Below are 21631 nucleotides of genomic sequence, written 5' to 3' on the forward strand. Positions count from 1 at the left end.
ATGAGCTGTGGATAGGGGTGAAAGGCTAAACAAACTTGGAAATAGCTGGTTCTCTCCGAAAACTATTTAGGTAGTGCCTCGCGTATTACCTTCGGGGGTAGAGCACTGTTTTGGCTAGGGGGTCATGGCGACTTACCAACCCAAGGCAAACTCCGAATACCGAAGAGTACAGCGCGGGAGACAGAGCACCGGGTGCTAACGTCCGGACTCAAGAGGGAAACAACCCAGACCGCCAGCTAAGGTCCCTAAAATTGGCTAAGTGGGAAACGAAGTGGGAAGGCTAAAACAGTCAGGATGTTGGCTTAGAAGCAGCCATCATTTAAAGAAAGCGTAATAGCTCACTGATCGAGTCGTCCTGCGCGGAAGATGTAACGGGGCTAAGCCAGTTACCGAAGCTGCGGATGTGCAATTTATTGCACGTGGTAGGAGAGCGTTCTGTAGGCCTGTGAAGGTGTCTTGTAAAGGATGCTGGAGGTATCAGAAGTGCGAATGCTGACATGAGTAGCGTTAAAGGGGGTGAAAAGCCCCCTCGCCGTAAGCGCAAGGTTTTCTACGCAACGTTCATCGGCGTAGAGTGAGTCGGCCCCTAAGGCGAGGCAGAGATGCGTAGCTGATGGGAAACAGGTCAATATTCCTGTACCGATCAATAGTGCGATGTGGGGACGGAGAAGGTTAGCTCAGCCAACTGTTGGACATGTTGGTTCAAGCCTGTAGTCGTGCCTGGTAGGCAAATCCGCCGGGCTTAGATGAGGGGTGATAACGAGTCTGCTTACAGACGAAGTGAGTGATACCCTGCTTCCAGGAAAAGCCACTAAGCTTCAGCTATTGACGACCGTACCGCAAACCGACACTGGTGCGCGAGATGAGTATTCTAAGGCGCTTGAGAGAACTCGGGAGAAGGAACTCGGCAAATTGACACCGTAACTTCGGAAGAAGGTGTGCCTTTAGTAGGTGAAGGGATTTACTCCTGGAGCTGAGAAAGGTTGCAAAAAATCGGTGGCTGCGACTGTTTATTAAAAACACAGCACTCTGCAAACACGAAAGTGGACGTATAGGGTGTGACGCCTGCCCGGTGCTGGAAGATTAAATGATGGGGTGCAAGCTCTTGATTGAAGTCCCAGTAAACGGCGGCCGTAACTATAACGGTCCTAAGGTAGCGAAATTCCTTGTCGGGTAAGTTCCGACCTGCACGAATGGCGTAACGATGGCCACACTGTCTCCTCCCGAGACTCAGCGAAGTTGAAATGTTTGTGATGATGCAATCTCCCCGCGGAAAGACGGAAAGACCCCATGAACCTTTACTGTAGCTTTGTATTGGACTTTGAACGGATCTGTGTAGGATAGGTGGGAGGCTTTGAAGCAGGGTCGCTAGATCTTGTGGAGCCAACGTTGAAATACCACCCTGGTGCGTTTGAGGTTCTAACCTAGGTCCATTATCTGGATCGGGGACAGTGCATGGTAGGCAGTTTGACTGGGGCGGTCTCCTCCCAAAGCGTAACGGAGGAGTTCGAAGGTACGCTAGTTACGGTCGGACATCGTGACGATAGTGCAATGGCATAAGCGTGCTTAACTGCGAGACTGACAAGTCGAGCAGATGCGAAAGCAGGACATAGTGATCCGGTGGTTCTGTATGGAAGGGCCATCGCTCAACGGATAAAAGGTACTCTGGGGATAACAGGCTGATACCGCCCAAGAGTTCATATCGACGGCGGTGTTTGGCACCTCGATGTCGGCTCATCTCATCCTGGGGCTGTAGCCGGTCCCAAGGGTATGGCTGTTCGCCATTTAAAGAGGTACGTGAGCTGGGTTTAAAACGTCGTGAGACAGTTTGGTCCCTATCTTCCGTGGGCGCTGCAGATTTGAGGAAGCCTGCTCCTAGTACGAGAGGACCGGAGTGGACGCACCTCTGGTGTATCGGTTGTCACGCCAGTGGCATTGCCGAGTAGCTAAGTGCGGAAGAGATAACCGCTGAAAGCATCTAAGCGGGAAACTCGTTTCAAGATGAGATCTGCCGGGGCCTTGAGCCCCCTGAAGAGTCGTTCTAGACCAGGACGTTGATAGGTCAGGTGTGGAAGCGCAGTAATGCGTTAAGCTAACTGATACTAATTGCTCGTGCGGCTTGACCCTATAACTTTGATAGCCCCCCCAAAGGGAAACAGCTTCAAGGTGTTATGCCAAGACGTAATCAAAATATAAGCTGATTCCAAACTCTATGAATTCGCCGTCCTGAACTCAACAGCAGGACAGCAACCCTTTATGCCTGATGACCATAGCGAGTTGGTACCACTCCTTCCCATCCCGAACAGGACAGTGAAACGACTCCGCGCCGATGATAGTGCGGGTTCCCGTGTGAAAGTAGGTCATCGTCAGGCTCTTACAGCCAGCAATACCCCTCAGTCGAAAGATTGAGGGGTTTTGTCTTTGGAGAGTGGAAGTTTTTTATTAAAGGCGCATTCCTGAATGACGAAACCGCACGCTAATTGCCGGCGAATTTCGTAATAATGATCAACCATTTATAAGCGTGGAACAATATGACATTCCTTGCGATTGATGTTGGGAACACGCGCCTTAAGTGGGCTCAGTATGCTCGCGCGCAGCCAGGCGAGCACCCGATCGCGCAAGGCGTAGAGTTTCTCGAAAACATCGACCGTCTGGCAGAGGGGGCTTGGCGAAATCTGACTGCTCCCAAAAGCATGCTCGGCTGTATCGTTGCCGGCGATGCGATGCGACGACTGGTAGAAGAGCAGATGGAAATTTGGGACGTTCTTCCGCAATGGGTTGTGGCGTCTACTCAAGAGGCAGGGGTCGTGAACGGATATGACCATCCTTCTCGACTTGGTCCGGACCGGTGGGTGGCAATGATAGGAGCCAGGCGCCGCATGCTGCAGTCTGGTGTGGCCCGTCCGCTGGTCGTTGTCATGGTTGGAACGGCCGTCACGGTCGATGCGCTGGACGAGTCGGGTCGATTCCTAGGTGGACTGATCTTGCCAGGGCACGGCATCATGTTGCGCGCGTTGGAGAACGGAACCGCAGGATTGCATGTCCCCACTGGTGAGGTTGTTCCCTTTCCGACTAATACGAGCGACGCGTTGACTAGCGGTGGAACGTATGCAATTGCGGGCGCTGTTGAGCGCACAGTTGAGCATTTGCGCTGCAAGTCAGGTAAGGAACCTTTGTGCATGATGGGCGGTGGTGCTGGTTGGAAGATGGCACCGAACATGGTGCGAGCTATCGAATTAGTTGATATGTTGATCTTTGACGGGTTGCTTGAAATAGGTTGGCAACGAGCGCTGTAACCTGAAGACAGGTCATGGGCGCGTCTCCATATCGCAGCTTCATATGAAATAATGCCGGATCTTCAGCCGCTTGCAAGTCCGAACCAGGCAAAGCGTGCTTGCTTTATCAAATCGGGCGTAGATTTGGTGCAACATTTGATCATTTAAAAATATAAGGATTATTTTGAATCCCCATGCGGCGGCACCAGTTGGTTTGGTTTCATTGTTGCGAAGCCTTTGGGTCTACAGGCAGCTAATTATTCAGATGACCAAACGCGAAGTAGTTGGGCGATACAAGGGCTCTATTATGGGGCTTTTGTGGTCTTTTCTGAACCCGCTGTTTATGTTGGTGGTTTATACCTTCGTATTTTCGGTTGTCTTCAAGGCAAAATGGGGGGGCGGTGATGAATCGCGAACACAATTTGCGGTCATTCTTTTCGCAGGGATGATCGTGCAGGCTTTGTTTGCCGACATTCTAAATCGTTCATCTTCGTTGATTCTGGCAAACGCAAACTATGTGAAGAAGGTCGTTTTTCCTCTGGAAATTCTGGTTGTTATTACCGCTGGTTCAGCCATGTTTCATGCGCTTATCAGCATCGTCGTACTTTTGGCGGCGTTTTTGGTATTGAATGGGTATCTTCACTGGACCTGCATTTTTTTCCCATTTATATTTTTGCCGTTGGTTTTTCTTTCCATGGGTTGCGCCTGGATAGTTTCTTCCATTGGCGTATTCGCCCGAGATGTCGGCCAAGTGGTTGGAATTTTTACGACCGTTCTGCTGTTTTTGTCACCGGTGTTTTTTCCGGTTAGCGCGCTTCCTGCCAAGATCCAGCCGTGGATAATGGCTAATCCATTGACTTTCATCATTGAGCAGGCGCGCGCGGTGATGGTATGGGGACGTTTTCCGAACGTCACAGGATTGCTCGAATATATGGCCGGATCGATTCTCTTTGCCTGGGCGGGTTACGCCTGGTTCCAGAAAACACGTAAGGGGTTCGCGGATGTCCTCTGAAGATTGGGCTATCCGGGTTCAGTCCCTTTCAAAGTGTTTTCAGATCTATAACCGTCCTAGTGATCGGCTGAGGCAGTTCGTTATGCCTCGCGTCAATGCTTTGATTGGCAGGCCCCCACCACACTTCTTTAGAGACTTCTGGGCCGTAAAGGATGTCTCATTCGAAATTCGCCGTGGGGACACCGTTGGCATCGTTGGCCGTAACGGTTCCGGAAAGTCAACGCTGCTTCAGCTGATTTGTGGGACCTTGATGCCGACGGGCGGTTCTGTCGAAACTCGCGGCCGAGTAGCTGCGCTACTCGAATTGGGCGCCGGCTTCAATCCGGAATTCAGTGGTCGTGAGAATGTATTTCTCAATGCAACCCTTTTTGGTCTGAATAGTCAGGAGATTCGTGAGCGGTTTGATCGCATTGCTGCATTCGCGGACATTGGCAGTTTCATGGATCAGCCCGTCAAGACATATTCCAGTGGCATGTATGTCCGGTTGGCCTTTGCTGTAATCGCGCATGTGGATGCGGATATTTTGATTGTCGACGAAGCCCTGTCGGTTGGGGACGCGGTATTTACTCAAAAATGCATGCGTTTCATTCGTGCATTCCAGCAACGTGGCACTTTGCTTTTTGTTAGCCATGACATGGGTTCCGTCCAGAACTTATGCAAGAAGTCCTTGTGGCTTGGTCACGGCCAGATGCGGGAGTTCGGAGAATCCAAAGGGGTGGTAGAGGCCTATCTGCAGTACACCTTGCAGGAAGTTTACGGGGAAGAGGCCGAACTGATCGATTCAGAGGCAGGGTCCGCGGAAAAATCCACAATGCCTTTGAGCGAAGTTCAAGTGGACGAACAGTTGGGAAATGTGGTTCCTTATGATTCCCGCGCCGAGGTATCTTCAAGCCGGATAGACGACGCCCGTGGATGGAAAACCGGAACGGCCGAGATCTTGTCCGTTGCACTCCGGAAGGCTGAAGGGGGTATATCAGCAGTGTTTGAAGGTGGGGAGCGCGTTCAAATGGTGGTTGAGGCAATAGCCCATGAACAACTGGATCGTCCAATCGTCGGTTTTATCGTCAAGGATCGCTTGGGCCAGGATCTTTTTGGCGAAAACACGCTTCCCCTTACAGCTCATTCTCCACTTACCGTGCCGGCGGCTACAAAGTTCAAAGCGATTTATACGTTTCGGTTGCCGATGCTGCCCAACGGTTCATATGCGGTGATGGCATCGGTCGCGAATGGGGATTTGTACGATAATGTGCAGCATCATTATTTGCATGATGCGCTGATTATCAATGTTTCTTCCAGCAAGGTGAGGTGGGGTTTGGTGGGAATTCCCTTCGAGAAGATCGCTTTAGAGGTTGATAATGTCTGACGTGTCGCTGCAGCGCTTGTACGAAATTCATCGGGGCAAGGCATCGGATAAATGGAGCATTTATCTTAAGGAATATGATCGCCTTTTGGGTCCTTTTCGTGATGATCCACTGCGGATGCTTGAGATTGGCATTCAGAATGGCGGTTCGCTCGATATATGGTCACGTTATTTCTCCCAGCCAGAGGTGATTGTCGGTTGCGACATCAATCCTGACTGCGCCAGGCTGCAGTACGCAGATCCGCGCATTTCAGTGGTTATTGGTGATGCCAATTTGGATGACATCGAACGCCAGATATTGGAGAAGTCGAATCGATTCGACGTCATAATCGACGATGGTTCGCACATGTCGAGCGATATTGTCCGCTCTTTTGCACGATATTTCCCTCATCTTTCGGATGGCGGCCTATTTATCGCCGAAGACATGCACTGCGGCTATTGGGAGCATTTTCAGGGCGGCTTGTTGTTTCCCGCGTCGTCGATCGAATTTTTCAAAAGGCTTGCTGACATCGTCAGCTTTGAGCATTGGGGAGTGCCTCGAGCAAGAAAGGACCTGCTGGCGAGTTTTCGGCGTGAATATGACTTCGATATAGATGAAGAAGTATTGAGTCACATCCACTCTGTCGAGTTCATCAATTCCCTCTGTGTAGTGCGTAAAGCGCCGCTTTCTGAAAATGTGGCGGGCTTGCGGTTCATCGCGGGAGATGACGAATTGGTGGTCGGGGGCCATCGCCATCTGCACATGGCACCAGGAGCGCCGGTGGACGAGTCGGGTAATGTCTGGTCATCCCGGACCGATCTTCCCGAAGATGTTGCCGTCGCTGCGCAGCGGGATATCGAGCGGCTCAAGCAGCAGGTTGTCGAATTAAAAGCCGAAACCAACGCGTTGGCGAACAAGCTTGATGCCGAATGCGCAGAGCAAGCAAGGCGTGATTCGCTTGCGCGGGATGCGCTGCTTCGATATGCCGGCCTTGAAGGCGAGATTGCCGCTTTGCGCAGATCGTCCAGCTGGCGAATTACGGCTCCCTTGCGCCGGCTGGGGACGCAGAAGCTGCGCGCTCGGCGACTGGCTCGTGTCGTACCCGCCGGCATCGCGATGAACGGCGGATTGGTACCTACGGTCAAGAAAGCGGTCAGCATCCTGCGTATGTCGGGGTTCGGCGGGCTGCGACGTGCTCTCGGACTGGTGGAAAAGGCCACGGTTGGCATCGATGCGTCGGCGCTGGAAGGCGGCATGCCTGAGGGCGGACGTTACGCCGAATGGATCGAGGCGCACGACAAAATGAACCCCGAACGCAGGGATTCTTTGGTGGTTCGGATGGGCCGCTTTGCGTTTCGTCCCAAGATTTCTATCGTCATGCCGAGCTATAACGGCGACGCCCGATGGTTGCGCGAAGCCGTAGAGTCGGTAAAACGACAAATCTACCCTCACTGGGAACTTTGCATTGCCGATGACGCTTCGTCGCTGGCTGAATCAAAGGCGCTGTTGTCCGAGCTGGCCGCGACCGACGATCGAATCAAGCTGTTGTTCCGCAATACGAACGGCCATATCTCGGCTGCCTCCAACAGTGCCCTGACGTTGGCTACCGGCGACTGGATCGCCCTGATGGATCACGACGACCTGCTGCCCGAACATGCCTTGTTTTGGGTAGCCGACCGTATCAACCAGCAGCCGGACGCGCAGCTCATCTATTCCGACGAAGACAAGGTGGACGAGGCGGGGCGTCGTTCGCAGCCATATTTCAAGCCGGACTGGAATATCGACCTGTTTTATTCGCAGAACGTCTTCTGTCACCTCGGAGTAATACGAGCTGATCTCATGCGTGAGGTCGGCGGATTTCGGTTGGGGTTCGAGGGAGCACAGGACTATGACCTGATCCTGCGCTGCATCGAGCACGTTTCGCCGGCGCAAATTCAACACATTCCGCGCGTGCTTTACCACTGGCGCATGCATGCGGCCAGCACCGCACAATCAGGCGACGCGAAGCCTTATGCAGTGTTGGCGGGCGAGAGGGCTCTTAACGAACATTGCCAGCGCATGGGGCTGGATGCGATGGCGGAGCATGTGGGACCCGGCTACCGCATGCGTTATGCGCTGCCGGCCGAGCGGCCATTGGTCACGCTGGTGATCCCAACGCGCAATGCCCATGAGCTCTTGCGGCAGTGCGTGGACAGCATCACGTCACGGACCACGTACAAGTCCTACGAAATCATCATCGTCGACAACGGGTCGGACGAACCCAAGTCACTCGCCTACTTCGCCGAACTGGCTCAGCGGCCAAACTTTTCGGTGATCCGCGACGACAACGAATTCAACTATTCGGCCCTTAACAATCTGGCCGTACGGCACGCCCAAGGTTCTGTCATCGGGCTGATAAACAACGACATCGAGGTCATTTCACCCGACTGGCTTGGTGAGATGGTATCAATTGCCCTTCAGCCCGGAGTGGGAGCGGTCGGTGCGCGCCTGCTGTTCCCGGATCGTCGCCTGCAGCACGGGGGAGTAGTGCTGGGCATCGGTGGCGTGGCCGGACATTCGCACAAATATCTGGATGAATGGCAATCGGGCTACTTCAGCCGTGCACGCCTGATTCAGTCTTATTCGGCGGTCACGGCCGCCTGCCTGCTGGTGCGCAAGGAGCATTACCTGGCAGTGGGCGGGCTTAACGAAAAAGAATTGAAAGTCGCGTTCAACGACGTCGATTTTTGCCTTCGCCTGCGCGAAGTCGGTTTGCGCAATGTCTGGACTCCCTATGCGGAACTCTTTCACCACGAGTCGGCGACCCGGGGCGCAGAGATATCTCCAGCCAAGCAGCGTCGCTTCAATTCAGAGGTGGACTACATGCTTCGGCGTTGGGGACCGTGGTTGAGCAACGACCCTGCCTACAGTCCCAATCTGACTCTGATCCGTGAAGACTTTTCGTACGCAGCAGCACCCCGGCTGCATTCTTACAGGGCGGGTTAAGTCTTGAGCCCTAACGTGTCCGCTGGCAAGAATCTCGCGCGTCGGGTAATCGCCGTCGACCTGGACGGAACGCTGGTGCGTTCAGACATGTTGGTCGAGAGCCTGTTCCTATTTCTCAAGGCGCACCCGCTGCAGTTGTTCCGAGTGCTGGGATGGCTGTTGCACGGCAAGGCGTTCTTTAAACGTCAGTTGGCCAATCATGTTCTGCCGGATGTCCGCCTGCTGCCCTATAACCAGCTACTGATCGATTGGCTGGTGACCCAGCGGGCTGCAGGTGCCTCGCTGGTACTGGCGACGGCGTCAGACCTGCGTATCGGCCACGGCATTGCCAAGCACCTGGGTCTTTTCGACGATGTGATGGGCACGGAAGGCCACAACCTTGCGGCCGGCCGGAAACGTGACGCGTTGATCGAACGGTTCGGCGAGGACGGGTTCGAATACGTCGGAAACTCCAAGGCTGACCTGGCCATATGGCAGGTGGCCAGCCTTTCGCATGTTGTCGAACCCGAATCGGGTGTCATGCGCAGGTTCAAGGCTCTGGGCCGGCCAGTCGGTGAAGTGTTCGATGACCGTGTGCCGTATCTGCGAGTTCTGCGCCGCGCTTTGCGCATGCATCAGTGGGCCAAGAACCTGCTGATCTTTGTGCCGCTGTTCGCTTCGCATCGGCTGACGGGTTTGGGGTTTGCAGAGTGTTTGCTGGCCTTCCTGTGTTTCGGCGCATGCGCTTCCAGCGTGTATCTGCTGAACGACATGCTGGACCTGCCGGAAGATCGGCAGCACCGCAGCAAATGCCGGCGTCCGCTGGCTGCTGGCACCTTTCCGGTGTTTCACGCGATGCTTTGGATGCCGACGCTGCTGGTGGGTGCCTTCGGCATGGCCCTGATCGGGTTGCCGCTGTTCTTTTCGGGTGTACTGCTGGGTTACTACCTGCTGACCCTGGCGTATTCGTTCGGACTCAAACGCATCGTCATGCTTGACGTCGTAGCGCTTGCCATGCTCTACACCGTGCGGGTCATCGCAGGCGCCGCAGCCGTGGCATTGCCCATGACGTTCTGGATTCTCGCGTTCTGTGTCTTCATTTTCCTGAGCCTTGCGTTTGTCAAACGCTATACGGAGTTGTATGACGCCCATCAGGAGGGCAGCACCCGCAAAGCGCTGGGACGTGGTTACGTTGCCAGCGACTTCCCGCTGCTGGGCTCACTCGGCACCGCGGCCGGTTACCTGTCGGTTCTGGTGCTGGCGCTCTACATCAACGACAGCACCGCGCAGCGCTTGTATCGCCACCCCCATGTAATGTGGATGGCCTGCCCGCTGCTCCTGTATTGGCTCAGCCGGGTCTGGCTGCTGGCGCATCGTGGCCAGATGAACGACGACCCGATCGTGTTTGCTTTGCGAGACCGTGCCAGTCGATGGGTGGGGCTGTGTTTCATCCTCACCTTCGTGCTGGCGGCTCTTTGATGCCGCCGCTGCTTTCCTGGGGCCGATATCCGAAGTTCCCCCAGACCCCCCACGCTGTCGCCTGGCCGTCCGAAGTGCCCGGCGGCATGGCCGCGGCGCTGGCGGCCGGTGCCGGCCGCACGCTGGCTTACGGCAAGGGCCGCAGCTACGGCGATTCGTGCCTGGCCGAATCGGACCATGTGCTTTCGACGCAGGGCATGGACCGGGTGCTGTCGTTCGACTGGACGACCGGGGTGGTGCATGCGCAGGCCGGTTTGACGCTCGATGCGCTGATCCGCACGGCTCTGCCGCACGGCTGGTTTTTACCGGTCACGCCGGGCACCAAGTTCGTCACGCTGGGCGGCGCGCTGGCCAACGACGTGCACGGCAAGAACCACCATGTGATGGGGACGTTCGGCCGCCATGTGCGCCGTTTCTGCATGTTGCGGTCGGACACCGGCGTGCGCGACTACCTGCCCGGGGACGCGGACGGCCTGTTCGCCGCGACCGTGGGGGGGCTGGGCCTGACCGGCGTGGTTTTGTCGGTCGAGCTGCAATTGCGCCGCGTCGCGTCGGCGCTGATCGAACAGCGCAACATCCGTTTCGGCGGCCTCGACGAGTTCTTTGCCATCTCGGCCGAACACGACACATCGCATGAATACGCCGTGGCATGGATCGACTGCCTGGCGACCGGCGCCTCGGCCGGCCGAGGCCATTACACGCTGGGCAACCACGCGGCGGCCGGACCCCTGGAAGCCGCGGCCGCCACGGCCCGCAGCATGCCTTTCGACCCGCCGTTCTCGCTGGTCAACGCGCCCAGCCTGCGGGCTTTCAACACGCTGTATTACCACCGGCAGGCTGAGCGCGAGACGCAGGCGCAGGTCTCCTACGATCCGTTTTTCTATCCGCTCGACAAACTGCTGCACTGGAACCGCATGTACGGCCGGGCAGGGTTCCAGCAGTACCAGTGCGTGGTGCCGCACCAGGACGCGCGTGCGGTCATCGCAGACGTGCTGAAAGCCATCGCAGCCAGCGGCTCGGGGTCGTTCCTGGCGGTGCTCAAGCGCTGCGGCGATGCGGTATCGCCCGGAATGTTGTCGTTTCCCATGCCGGGCGTTTCGCTGGCGCTCGACTTCGCCCAGCACGACGCCGCCAACCGGCGTTTGTTCGCCACCCTCGACGGCCTCGTCCACGAGGCCGGCGGCCGCCTGTATCCCGCCAAGGACGCGCATATGGGCGCGGCCGATTTCCAGCGTGCCTATCCGGCCTGGCGCGAGGTCGAGCGCCGGCGCGACCCGCAGCTCATGTCGCGTTTCTGGCAGCGCGCCACCGTCGAAACCTCATCCCGACCTCTATGAAAAAAATCCTCATCATCGGAGCCACTTCCGGCATGGCCGAAGCCGTCGCCCGCCGATATGCCGCCCAGGGCGTCAGTTTCGCGCTGGTGGCGCGTGATCTCGGAAAGCTGGCCGTCGTGCGCACCGACCTGCAGGCGCGCGGCGCAACCGATGTCACGCCGGTGGTCTGGGACGCCCGCGACGTGCCGGCGCTGCCGGGCGCGATCGCCGCGGCCTGGGACGCACTGGGCGCGGTCGACCTGGCGCTGATCGCGCACGGCACGCTGCCCGATCAGGTCCGGGCCGAATCCGACCTCGACTACGCGCTGGAGCATTACCGGCTGAACGGCGAAAGCGCGGTGGCCTGCATGCTCGGATTGGCGAGCCGCTTCGAGGCCCAGGGCCACGGGGTGCTGGCGGTCATCGGTTCGGTGGCCGGCGACCGGGGCCGCGGCAGCAACTATCTGTATGGCTCGGCCAAGGCATCGGTCGATGCTTTCGCTTCCGGGCTGCGGGCGCGCTTGTTCAAGAAAGGCGTGCACGTGCTGACCATCAAGCCGGGTTTCGTCGCCACCCCGATGACCGCGGGCCTCGCCTTGCCGGCCAAGCTGACGGTCGGCCCGGACCGCGTCGCCGCCGATATTGAGAAGGCGGTCGCCGCCAGGCGCGACGTGCTGTACACGCCCTGGTTCTGGTCGCTGATCATGCGGATCATCCGGGCGGTGCCGGGGCCGATCTTCAAGCGGAGCAAGTTGTGACCGGACTCAAATCGTCCGCGACGCGCACAGGTTCTGACAGTTTCGGGCGGGTGCCGGCTGTTTGGCAGTTTCTGGCCTTCGGTCTGGTGCTGTTCGGTGTGAAACTCTGGCTTATCCGTCATTACGGCAACGGGACGCCTTTCTGGGACCAATGGGACGCAGAAGCGGCGGCATTGTACGAACCCTTTCTGACCGGCAACCTTGATTGGCGCAATCTATTTTCCGCGCACAACGAACATCGAATCTTCACCACCCGGCTGGTCGGGCTGGCGCTGCTGCAGATCAACGGACTTTGGAGCCCGCTGCTTGAAATGGTCGTCAACGCGGCACTGCATGTTTGCGTGCTCGGATTACTTGTCCATTTGCTCGCCAAGGTAATCGGTTGCAGTTTTCTGCCCGCCTTGCTGGTTTTCGTCGCCATTGTCTTCGCAGTTCCTTATGCCTGGGAAAACACGTTGGCCGGGTTTCAGACGCAGTTTTATCTCGTGCTGCTTTTCAGTATTCTCGCGATCTGGTGCCTCATGCGTGCGGAGGCTTTGACGCCTGGCTGGTGGTGCGGATTATCGTTATGTTTCGCCGCATTCTTTTCGCTGGCCTCCGGGTTGTTCGCGGCCGCTGCCGCCGTCAGTGCGCTGGTATTGCGGGCGATGGTCACGAGACCCGGACGCCGCGATCTTTTCGCCATCGGCCTGCTTCTCGTCCTGTTCGTCGCCGGATACAAGGCGACGCCTGCGCTCGCCCGTCACGAATATTTGAAAGCCAGCAGTCTTCACCAATTTTTCGATGCCTTGATGCAGGTGATGGCGTGGCCTGGATCGGGTCAAAACCCGGGACAGCGGGTCACGATGGCGCTGCTGCGCAATCTGCCGTGGATTATTTTCGTGATGGCGGTCATACGGATGCGGCTGGCGCGCGCCGATGCGGGATGGTTTCTGGTGGCCCTGGGTCTCTGGGTATGCGGCCAAGCCGCGAGCATTGCCTATGGAAGGGCATTGGACGCAAGGAGCTCCCGTTATCTCGATCTGCATGCGATGGCGTTGGTGGTCAATTTAGCCGCCTTGATGTGGCTGATGGTGACGACGAAAGGGCGCTGGAAACTGGCTTGGGGCGCCTACGCGCTCGGATGGCTGATATACGTAGGCGCAGGCTTGGCGCGGCCGATGCTCGGGCCACTGCCCGCTGCGCTGGAGAGTCGCTATGAAAGCACCCTGATCCAGGAAAGATCGGTACGCGCCTATCTCGCGAATCCTGACCGTGCCGCGTTTGCAGCGCTGCCGTTCTTTCACATTCCTTATCCCGATGCCGACCGCCTGGCCGGCCTTTTGGATAATCCGGTGATCAAGTCGATACTGCCGGAAAACCTGCAGCAACGCCTGATTCCCACGCAGGTCGAAGATGTTCAACCGGGATTTTCGGCGGGCGGCGTATATCCGACGACCCCGGACTGCCTGTGCGGCGCATCCGGAAGTTATGCCGGTGAAGGCGTCCAGAGTGAAATACGCCTGCATTATCTTCCGCCGCTGGCGGACGGCGCGAAGCGGGGGATCGCATTTCCGGTCGCCGGTTATCCGTCCAAGGCCGGCAGTATCGAAGTCATGCAAGATGGTGTGGCGCATCGTGTTCGGCTGGTTCTGGATCCTGGAGAAAGCTGGGTCATGGCGCATGCGTCGATCCGTTCGGCGCCTTTTGAAATCCGCGTGCAAGACAAAAGTGCAACGTCGTGGCTCGCCGTGGGTCGGCCCACCATTACCGGGTGGCTGGACAGATATGTCCAATCGATGCTCGATGCCTCGCTCCTATTCATTGCCGCTGGCGCTGCTTTATTGTGTTTTTTAATGGTGCTGCAGCTGGCGCGGACAGCGAGCGGGAATCCAGAAGGAACACGTGCGCAGGTGCGCCATCAGTGACTGACATATTCTGATTCATGGAGCTAGCGTGAATAATCGATCACACCATCAAAAAATCATTCTCCCCGGCGGCGCCGGCCTGGTCGGCCAGAACCTGGTCGCCCGCCTGCTGGCCAAGGGCTACACCGACATCGTCGTCATCGACAAACATGCTGCCAACCTGGCCGTGCTGAAGCGTGTGCAACCCGCCATCACCACCGAACTCGGTGACTTGTCAAAACCCGGCCAGTGGCAGCGCCATTTCGCCGGCGCCGACGTCGTGGTCATGCTGCAGGCCCAGATCGGCGGCCTGGTCTACCAGGAGTTCATCGACAACAACGTCACGTCGACCGCACTGGTGCTGGAAGAAATCCGCAAGAACGCCGTACCGCAATTGGTGCACATCAGTTCGTCGGTGGTTGAGTCGGTGGCCGACGACTTCTACACGCGCTCCAAGAAAGAGCAGGAGCAGCTGGTGCTGGCCAGCGGCATCGAGTGCCCGATCCTGCGGCCGACGCTGATGTTCGGCTGGTTCGATCGCAAGCACCTGGGCTGGCTTTCGCGTTTCATGGGAAAGGTGCCGCTTTTCCCGATACCTGGCGATGGCAAATACATGCGCCAGCCGCTGTATGTCGGTGATTTCTGCGCCGTGATCATCAGCTGCATCGAGAACAACATCCGCACCGGCATCCACAACATCACCGGCCATGAGCAGGTCGACTACATCGACATCATCCGGCAGATCAAGCGTGCAACGCGAGCCAGGGCGCGTATCGTCAAGATACCGTTCGGGCTGTTCCATGCGCTGCTGACCGCCTGGGCCCTGTTCGACAAGAACCCTCCGTTCACCACCCAGCAACTCGAGGCTCTGGTGGCCAAGGACGAGTTCGAGGTGACCGATTGGCCAGGCCTGTTCGGCGTCCGCTACACACCCTTTTCGCAGGCGCTCGACGAGACTTTCAACGACCCGACTTACAGCGCAGTGGTCCTCGATTTTTGATATGTCACAGCAACAAAGAATCGCCGTTCTAGGTGCGGGCCCGATGGGGCTGGCGGTCGCTTATCAATTGGCTCTTGACGGCCACCGTCCCGTGGTTTTCGAGGCCGACGACCGTGTCGGCGGCATGACCGCCACCTTCGATTTCAACGGCCTGCAGATCGAGCGCTACTACCACTTCCACTGCACCTCGGACACCGCTTTCCTGCAGGTGCTAGATGAGCTCGGACTGGCCGCCAAGATGCGCTGGGTCGCTACCAGGATGGGTTATTGGTACCGCGACATGTTGCAACCCTGGGGTACTCCCACCGCGCTGCTGACCTTCAAGGGTTTGAGTCCGGTCGCCAAGTTCCGTTATGCGCTGCATGCCTTCCTGTCGGTCAAACGAAACGACTGGAAGCCGCTGGACCATGTGGAAGCCACCGGCTGGATCAAGCGCTGGGTGGGCGCCGAGGCCTGGGAAGTGATGTGGCGCCGGCTGTTCGACTACAAGTTCTACGACTACAGCGACAACCTTTCGGCCGCCTGGATCTGGAGCCGCATCCGCCGCATCGGCCGATCGCGCTACAACCTGTTCAAGGAAAAGCTGGGCTACCTCGATGGCGGTTCGCAAACATTGCTCGACGGCATGAAAGCCGCCATCGAATCGCATGGCGGCGAAGTCAGGCTTAAATCGCCGGTATCCCGTGTCGTCATCGAGAGCGGTCGGGTGACAGGCGTGCAAACCGCCGCCGGGACGGAGGCTTTCGACAAGGTCGTCAGCACGGTGCCGCTGCCTTATGTGCCAAACCTCATTCCCGACCTGCCGGCCGACATTCGGGCGAAGTTCGCGGCCCTGAAAAACATCGCAGTGGTGTGTGTCATCACCAAGCTGAAGAAACCATTGACCGATAACTTCTGGCTCAACATCAACGACCCGGAAATGGATATCCCCGGTTTGGTGGAATACAGCAACCTGCGCCCGCTCGACGACCATGTGCTGTACGTGCCGTTCTACATGCCCGGCGAACATCCGAAATATCAGGAGCCTGACGAGGTGTTCCTCGAAAAAGTGCGGCGCTATTGCATGAAGATCAATCCGGCCCTCGTGGCGGAAGACTTCATCGACATGCGGGCCAGCCGTTACCGTTATGCCCAGCCGATCTGCGATCCCGGCTACCTGGACCGATTGCCTCCGGCGGCGCTTCCGGTGCAGGGCCTGTGGGTGGCCGACACCTCGTATTACTACCCCGAAGACCGTGGCATTTCGGAAAGCATCGGGTTCGGCCGCAAGCTGGCGCAGGATGCTGCCGCCGCCAAATGATGACGACACTTTCTTCTCCCCAGTTGATGCAGTTCATGCGTTTCCTGGTGGCGGGCGGCATCGCCGCTGGAGCCAATTTCGGCTCGCGTTTCGTCTTCAGCCGCTGGTTCGACTATCCGGTGGCGATCGTGCTTGCCTACCTGGTCGGCATGGCGGTGGCCTTCTGGCTGATGCGCCAGCGGGTGTTCGTCGATGGGCGTGGCCCGATGCTGCCGCAGATCGCCAAGTTCGCCGCGGTCAACCTGGTGGCAGTGGCGCAGACCCTGGTCATCAGCCTTGTGCTGGCCCGCTGGGTATTTCCCGCAATCGGTCATGTCGAGCATGCGCAGGCGCTGGCGCACCTGATCGGTGTGATGGTGCCGGTCGTCAGCAGCTATTTCGGGCATCGCCTGCTGACTTTTCGATGAACTCGCGGGTTTCGCTGTCCGGCCGGTCGTCGCGTTTTGTACGCTGGCTGGTGGTTTTTGTCCTGGGCGGCGCAGCCCTGTATCTGGCGGCCGTGATCTGGAGTGGCTGGAGTCAGGTCGAGCATGCCTTTGCACGGCTAGGGTGGGTCGCATTGACAAGCGGTGCCGCGGTCGCCAGCCTGGCCTATCTGCTGCGGTTCTGGCGTTGGCACATGGCACTCGCTGCGTTGCAGAGCGCGGTGCCGGTAGCTTTCAACCTGCGGGTCTACCTGTCGGGCCTGGCCTTGACCACATCGCCCGGCAAACTTGGTGAAACCTTGCGGTCGGTATTGCTGGCCGCACACGCGGTCCCGGTGCGGCGCAGCCTGGCGTGTTTTCTGGCCGACCGGCTGTCCGACGTGCTGGGCGTATGCCTGCTGGGGGCCTGTGCCGGCGCCTGGTTGGGCAGGCCTTTGAATCTTGCTGCTGCGGCCCTGGTGGTCTTGCTGGCGGGAAGCCTGGTCTTCCGTGCCGGCGTGCGTCGACCGGTCGGGCTGCAGGCCTGGCACCGGCACCTGCCCCGATGGATGCAGGGCTCAGGCGCACTAGCGGGCGGTACGCTCGAAGACTGGGCATCGCTTTGGCGGCCGCAACGGGTGCTGCGGTTCAGCGGAATAGCGGCTGCGGCCTATGGTTTGCAGGCGCTCGTCTTCGGCTTTTTCTGCGAGGGCCTGGAGATCACGGTCGAGCCTGCACGAATGCTGGAAATCTTCGTGAACGCCACCTTGCTCGGGGCTGCCAGCATGGTGCCCGGCGGGCTGGGCACCATGGAGGCCACCATGGTGGTGCAGCTTGTAGGCGAGGGCGCGACGACGGCCGATTCAGTGTCGGTCGCCATTGCGACGCGTCTTGCCACGCTGTGGACCGGCGTTGTCATCGGACTTGTTTCGCTGGCGAGCGTCAGCCGGTCACTGCGTGAGAACCGGCCGTAATGACAGTGCGTATTTCGGTAGCGCTCTGCACTCACAACGGCGCGCAGTTCATCGCCGAGCAGATCCGCAGCATCTGCACACAGACGCGGATGCCCGACGAAATCGTGCTATCCGACGACGCGTCGTCCGACGACTGCGTCGACCGGGCCAGGGACGCCTTTTCGGAGTGCCTCCGGGACCGGCCCGGCACCGCGGTCGACTTGCGGATCATCTGCAATGCGTCGCCGCTCAGGGTGACTCGAAACTTCGAGCAGGCAATCCGGGCGTGTTCCGGCGATCTGATCGTCCTTTGCGACCAGGATGACCGCTGGCACGGGCGACGTATCGAGCAGATGGCCGACCTGTTCGCGCAGCGCCGAGATCTGCTGCTCCTGCACAGCGATGCCCGCATGGTCGATGGCGAGGGAGCCCCGCTGGGCCGAACCTTGTTCCATGCCCTGGAGGTCAAGCCTTTCGAACTCGCCGCCATCCATGCGGGGCGTGGTGTCGACGTCTTCCTTCGGCGCAACCTGGTCACCGGTGCGACGACCATGCTGCGTCGCGAAATGCTGGACTTCGCGTTACCGATTCCGGTCGAATGGGTGCACGACGAATGGCTGGCGCTGATGGCCGCGGCAGCCGGAGCGATGGATGTGGTCGAGGAGGCGTTGATCGACTACCGCCAGCATCAGAACAACCAGATCGGCGCTAGACGGTTCAGCCTGCGCGAAAAGATACGGTTGGCGACGGAGTCGCGCGGGCAGCGTTACGCTGCAAGGGCCCGGAAATCGCAATTGCTGCTCGACCGCCTGTTGTCGCTCGGTGATCGTGTGGGTCCGTCCACGCTGGCCAAGGTCCGCGGAAAACTGACGCATCAGCGATTTCGCGCCGCCTTGCCGGCAAACCGGATCGCCCGGATATTTCCAATCACCCTGGAAGCGCTGTCCGGACGTTACTTCCGTTTCAGCCGGCCCCTGCAGGCGCTGGTGCAGGATCTTTTCGAACGGCCCTGACATTTAACGGTCCAGGCCGGCCGGGCGGCTGCCGCGCAGCAGCGCACGCCAGAAGGCCGGCGACGTCCAGGTCTTGAGCAGGCTGGAGACATGCCACCAGAGATGCCGCCGGTCGCCATGGCTTGCGCGCTGGGCGTCGTGTATCACCGTCACCGATGCAGCCGGAACCAGTGGCCAGCCCAACGCCTGCAGGCGGACGCACAAGTCGAAGTCTTCGCAATACATGAAGAAGCGCTCGTCGAAACCGCCGACCTGCCGGTAGGCGTCCGATCGCAACAGCATGAACATGCCGGCGACCCAGGCCGGCCGAGTCGGAGCGGTGTATCCGGGCAGGCGCCTCAGCACCAATTCCCAGGGGGTGAGCAGTCTGCGGTAAGGCTCTGGCGCCGGTTTTCCTGGTTCTTGAATGCGAGGGGCCAGCAGGCCGGCCTTGGCATCGCCGATGGTCAGCAGGCTTTCGATGACGTCGCCGTCCAGCCGGATGTCGGGGTTGGCAACCAGAAACCACTCGGTGTCGCAATGTTCGAAGGCGGCGTTGTGGTTGGCACCGAACCCTTTCGGCGCCGGGTTCTGCCGGCACACCCACTCGAAACGCCAGGCGGGATCGGGGTGGATGGATTCCGGCAGGTTCAGGGTCAGCACGACTTTTGCAAGATGCGCATGGCTCCACCGGTCGAGCTGCTGAAGCAGCGGCAACACCAGCGACCACTGGCCGTGGCTCACGACCGAGACGGTGACCCGGCCCGGCTTTTTTGTCATTTCCTTCATGGTCTAATTTGGCTCGCGGCTTCCTGCTTCCGCACCCTCGATGATCATTCTCATAGTTCTCAGTTTTCTGATGGCAGTCCTGTCCGTCTATGTGCTCGTCAGACGCGCAAGACGACATGCCGAACAGTATGCCGCCGACCTGCCGCAGCGATTTCATCGCGGAGCTGTGCCGCGCGTGGGCGGCGCCGGCATTCTGGCGGGCCTGGCCGTCGGCTGGCTGGTGGCCGGGATTGCGCCGGGCGACCCGTTCCAGTTGCGCTGGTCTGCCAGCGGCGCGCTGATCGCACTGGGATCGCTGCTGCCTGCCGTGGTGGGCGGCATCGTGGAAGACATTACCCAACGTGTGCGCATCTCGCTGCGGCTCGCGCTCACCCTGGGTTCGGCCGGTTTTTTCTGTTATTTCTATGGCCTCTCGATCCAGCGCACCGACCTGGCCTGGGTGGACCAGGCCTTGCGGGCCTGGCCGTTGCTCGGCGTGCTGTTCGCCGTGTTCGCCATCGGCGGCCTGCCGCATGCGTTCAACCTGATCGACGGCTACAACGGCCTGGCTGGCACGGTGGCCGTGGCCACCTGCGCGGCCATCGCGCACGTGGCACTGCAGGTCGGCGATCGGCAACTGGCCGCGATGATGGTCTGCCTGTGCGGCGCCACCGGCGGTTTCCTGATCTTCAACTATCCCAGGGGCAAGATCTTTGCCGGCGACAGCGGGGCCTACGTGTGGGGCATGGTCATCGCCGTGGGTTGCGTGGCGCTGGTCGAGCGCAATGTGGCGGTGTCACCCTGGTTCCCCATCCTGCTGCTGGTCTACCCGGTCAGCGAGACGCTGTTCTCCATCTATCGCAAGCTGGCGCGTGGCCAGTCGCCCGGTACCGCCGATGCCCTGCATTTTCACCAGCTGATCTTTCGTCGTATCGTGCGGCCGGTGCTGCTCGACGACGAGGACCGCCAGCTGCTCAGGCGCAACAACAAGACCGCTCCGTATCTCTGGATGTTCTCGGCGCTTTCGGTCCTGCCTGCGGTGGTCCTGTGGCGTCACTCGGTGGCGCTCGGCGTCTGCAGCCTGCTGTTCGTGCTGGCGTATGTGGCCGCCTACCTGACCATCGTGCGCTTCAAGGTGCCGGGCTGGCTGCGCTTCTGACCCAGTCCTGCCTTCGTCTTCCATCAACCGTTTTTTGCCACCATGGACAACCTCGAATCCATCGCCCCACGTGACAAGGCCGAAATCCTGGCCCAGGCCCTGCCTTACATCCGCCGCTTCCACGGTAAGACCATGGTCATCAAATACGGTGGCAACGCCATGACCGACCCCGCATTGCAGGCCGACTTCGCCGAAGACGTCGTGTTGCTCAAGCTGGTCGGCATCAACCCTGTCGTGGTGCACGGTGGCGGCCCGCAGATCGAGACGGCCCTGAAACGGCTGGGAAAGAAGGGCGAATTCGTGCAGGGCATGCGGGTCACCGACCCCGAGACCATGGAAGTCGTGGAGTGGGTGCTGGCGGGCGAAGTGCAGCAGGACATCGTCGGCCTGATCAACCAGGCAGGCGGCAAGGCGGTGGGCCTGACCGGACGCGACGGCGGCATGATCCGTGCGAAGAAGCTGCGCATGCCGGACCGCGAAGACCCGAACAAGTTCCACGATGTGGGGCAGGTCGGCGACATCGTGCAGATCGACCCGTCGGTGGTGAAGGCACTGCAGGACGACCAGTTCATCCCCGTCATCAGTCCCCTGGGCTTCGGCGAAGAGAACGAAAGCTACAACATCAACGCCGATGTCGTGGCCGGCAAGCTGGCCACCGTATTGCAGGCAGAGAAATTGCTTCTCCTCACCAACACGCCCGGTGTCCTGGACAAATCGGGCACGCTGCTGACCGATTTAAGCGCACGCGAGATCGACGAGCTGTTCGCCGACGGCACCATTTCCGGCGGCATGCTGCCCAAGATCGAAGGTGCCCTCGATGCGGCCCGCAGCGGCGTCAACTCGGTGCACATCATCGATGGCCGAGTGCCGCATGCCCTGCTTCTGGAAATCCTGACCGACCAGGCCTTCGGCACCATGATCCGTTCGCACTAAGCGCTCGAAATCGTTTTGCCGATACCACGATCAAGAATTCCTGTTGTGTCAGACACTGTGCGAGAATGAACAAAGATTACGCACGGTTACAG

General features: G+C 59.1%; 16 protein-coding genes and 2 rRNA genes (1 of these 18 running past the window's edge). 17 read left to right on the forward strand and 1 reads right to left on the reverse strand.

Annotated features, from left to right (window positions below; translation table 11 throughout):
- From AC3ANW_RS03110 to AC3ANW_RS03180, 15 genes are all read left to right on the forward strand, one after another.
- Positions 1-2127, forward strand: a 23S ribosomal RNA gene (locus tag AC3ANW_RS03110) (it extends 752 nt beyond the left edge of the window).
- 132 nt (positions 2128-2259) lie between these two features.
- Positions 2260-2372, forward strand: a 5S ribosomal RNA gene (gene rrf / locus AC3ANW_RS03115).
- Positions 2373-2531: 159 nt separating this feature from the next.
- Complete coding sequence (locus AC3ANW_RS03120; RefSeq protein ID WP_488343748.1) at positions 2532-3296, forward strand: type III pantothenate kinase; 765 nt, start codon at positions 2532-2534, stop codon at positions 3294-3296.
- Positions 3297-3540: 244 nt separating this feature from the next.
- Complete coding sequence (locus AC3ANW_RS03125; protein WP_488343749.1) at positions 3541-4287, forward strand: ABC transporter permease; 747 nt, start codon at positions 3541-3543, stop codon at positions 4285-4287.
- Positions 4277-5650, forward strand: a complete 1374-nt coding sequence (locus AC3ANW_RS03130) for an ABC transporter ATP-binding protein (RefSeq protein WP_488343750.1) — start codon at positions 4277-4279, stop codon at positions 5648-5650. Before AC3ANW_RS03125 ends, AC3ANW_RS03130 begins: the two co-directional genes overlap by 11 nt.
- On the forward strand, positions 5643-8612 hold the full coding sequence (locus tag AC3ANW_RS03135; RefSeq protein WP_488343751.1) for a glycosyltransferase: 2970 nt from the start codon (positions 5643-5645) through the stop codon (positions 8610-8612). The genes AC3ANW_RS03130 and AC3ANW_RS03135 overlap by 8 nt, the downstream gene beginning before the upstream one ends.
- A gap of 87 nt (positions 8613-8699) precedes the next feature.
- Positions 8700-10070 (forward strand): UbiA family prenyltransferase, encoded by a 1371-nt coding sequence (locus AC3ANW_RS03140; RefSeq protein ID WP_488345341.1) that lies wholly within the window; start codon positions 8700-8702, stop codon positions 10068-10070.
- Entirely contained in the window at positions 10070-11407 is a 1338-nt protein-coding gene (locus tag AC3ANW_RS03145; protein WP_488343752.1) for an FAD-binding oxidoreductase, read from the forward strand. Before AC3ANW_RS03140 ends, AC3ANW_RS03145 begins: the two co-directional genes overlap by 1 nt.
- Positions 11404-12144 carry an SDR family oxidoreductase gene (locus AC3ANW_RS03150; protein ID WP_488343753.1) on the forward strand — a complete coding sequence of 247 codons (741 nt, stop codon included), beginning with the start codon at positions 11404-11406 and terminating at the stop codon, positions 12142-12144. The genes AC3ANW_RS03145 and AC3ANW_RS03150 overlap by 4 nt, the downstream gene beginning before the upstream one ends.
- A complete protein-coding gene (locus AC3ANW_RS03155) occupies positions 12141-14051 on the forward strand; it encodes a DUF2339 domain-containing protein (protein WP_488343754.1) in 1911 nt (636 codons plus the stop codon). Before AC3ANW_RS03150 ends, AC3ANW_RS03155 begins: the two co-directional genes overlap by 4 nt.
- Positions 14052-14079: 28 nt before the next feature.
- The gene (locus AC3ANW_RS03160) at positions 14080-15030 is read left to right on the forward strand and encodes an NAD-dependent epimerase/dehydratase family protein (RefSeq protein ID WP_488343755.1); all 951 of its coding nucleotides are present in this window, start codon (positions 14080-14082) and stop codon (positions 15028-15030) included.
- Position 15031: 1 nt separating this feature from the next.
- Positions 15032-16330 carry an NAD(P)/FAD-dependent oxidoreductase gene (locus AC3ANW_RS03165; protein WP_488343756.1) on the forward strand — a complete coding sequence of 433 codons (1299 nt, stop codon included), beginning with the start codon at positions 15032-15034 and terminating at the stop codon, positions 16328-16330.
- The gene (locus AC3ANW_RS03170; RefSeq protein ID WP_488343757.1) at positions 16330-16737 is read left to right on the forward strand and encodes a GtrA family protein; all 408 of its coding nucleotides are present in this window, start codon (positions 16330-16332) and stop codon (positions 16735-16737) included. Before AC3ANW_RS03165 ends, AC3ANW_RS03170 begins: the two co-directional genes overlap by 1 nt.
- Positions 16734-17708 carry a lysylphosphatidylglycerol synthase transmembrane domain-containing protein gene (locus AC3ANW_RS03175; RefSeq protein ID WP_488343758.1) on the forward strand — a complete coding sequence of 325 codons (975 nt, stop codon included), beginning with the start codon at positions 16734-16736 and terminating at the stop codon, positions 17706-17708. Before AC3ANW_RS03170 ends, AC3ANW_RS03175 begins: the two co-directional genes overlap by 4 nt.
- Entirely contained in the window at positions 17708-18700 is a 993-nt protein-coding gene (locus tag AC3ANW_RS03180) for a glycosyltransferase (RefSeq protein ID WP_488343759.1), read from the forward strand. The genes AC3ANW_RS03175 and AC3ANW_RS03180 overlap by 1 nt, the downstream gene beginning before the upstream one ends.
- Positions 18701-18703: 3 nt before the next feature.
- Here the strand turns inward: AC3ANW_RS03180 and AC3ANW_RS03185 are convergent, their stop codons facing one another.
- A complete protein-coding gene (locus AC3ANW_RS03185; protein ID WP_488343760.1) occupies positions 18704-19468 on the reverse strand; it encodes a glycosyltransferase family 2 protein in 765 nt (254 codons plus the stop codon).
- A gap of 40 nt (positions 19469-19508) precedes the next feature.
- Between AC3ANW_RS03185 and AC3ANW_RS03190 the strand changes: the two genes are divergently transcribed.
- Together AC3ANW_RS03190 and argB are read left to right on the forward strand one after the other, a co-directional pair.
- Positions 19509-20606, forward strand: coding sequence for a glycosyltransferase family 4 protein (locus AC3ANW_RS03190; protein ID WP_488343761.1), 1098 nt, complete (start codon positions 19509-19511; stop codon positions 20604-20606).
- Between the two features lie 42 nt (positions 20607-20648).
- Positions 20649-21539 carry an acetylglutamate kinase gene (gene argB / locus AC3ANW_RS03195; protein ID WP_488343762.1) on the forward strand — a complete coding sequence of 297 codons (891 nt, stop codon included), beginning with the start codon at positions 20649-20651 and terminating at the stop codon, positions 21537-21539.
- Positions 21540-21631: the final 92 nt, after the last annotated feature.

The organism is Xylophilus sp. PBN-3R (assembly GCF_057747805.1).

Bases quoted from the DNA above. Each gene is read 5' to 3' on its own strand.
- AC3ANW_RS03120 (WP_488343748.1), top strand. From the start codon at position 2,532: ATGACATTCCTTGCGATTGATGTTGGGAACACGCGCCTTAAGTGGGCT.
- AC3ANW_RS03180 (WP_488343759.1), top strand. From the start codon at position 17,708: ATGACAGTGCGTATTTCGGTAGCGCTCTGCACTCACAACGGCGCGCAG.
- AC3ANW_RS03125 (WP_488343749.1), top strand. From the start codon at position 3,541: ATGACCAAACGCGAAGTAGTTGGGCGATACAAGGGCTCTATTATGGGG.
- AC3ANW_RS03145 (WP_488343752.1), top strand. From the start codon at position 10,070: ATGCCGCCGCTGCTTTCCTGGGGCCGATATCCGAAGTTCCCCCAGACC.
- AC3ANW_RS03130 (WP_488343750.1), top strand. From the start codon at position 4,277: ATGTCCTCTGAAGATTGGGCTATCCGGGTTCAGTCCCTTTCAAAGTGT.
- AC3ANW_RS03135 (WP_488343751.1), top strand. From the start codon at position 5,643: ATGTCTGACGTGTCGCTGCAGCGCTTGTACGAAATTCATCGGGGCAAG.
- AC3ANW_RS03190 (WP_488343761.1), top strand. From the start codon at position 19,509: ATGATCATTCTCATAGTTCTCAGTTTTCTGATGGCAGTCCTGTCCGTC.
- AC3ANW_RS03170 (WP_488343757.1), top strand. From the start codon at position 16,330: ATGACGACACTTTCTTCTCCCCAGTTGATGCAGTTCATGCGTTTCCTG.
- AC3ANW_RS03150 (WP_488343753.1), top strand. From the start codon at position 11,404: ATGAAAAAAATCCTCATCATCGGAGCCACTTCCGGCATGGCCGAAGCC.
- AC3ANW_RS03165 (WP_488343756.1), top strand. From the start codon at position 15,032: ATGTCACAGCAACAAAGAATCGCCGTTCTAGGTGCGGGCCCGATGGGG.
- AC3ANW_RS03140 (WP_488345341.1), top strand. From the start codon at position 8,700: ATGTTGGTCGAGAGCCTGTTCCTATTTCTCAAGGCGCACCCGCTGCAG.
- AC3ANW_RS03185 (WP_488343760.1), bottom strand. From the start codon at position 19,468: ATGAAGGAAATGACAAAAAAGCCGGGCCGGGTCACCGTCTCGGTCGTG.
- AC3ANW_RS03175 (WP_488343758.1), top strand. From the start codon at position 16,734: ATGAACTCGCGGGTTTCGCTGTCCGGCCGGTCGTCGCGTTTTGTACGC.
- argB (WP_488343762.1), top strand. From the start codon at position 20,649: ATGGACAACCTCGAATCCATCGCCCCACGTGACAAGGCCGAAATCCTG.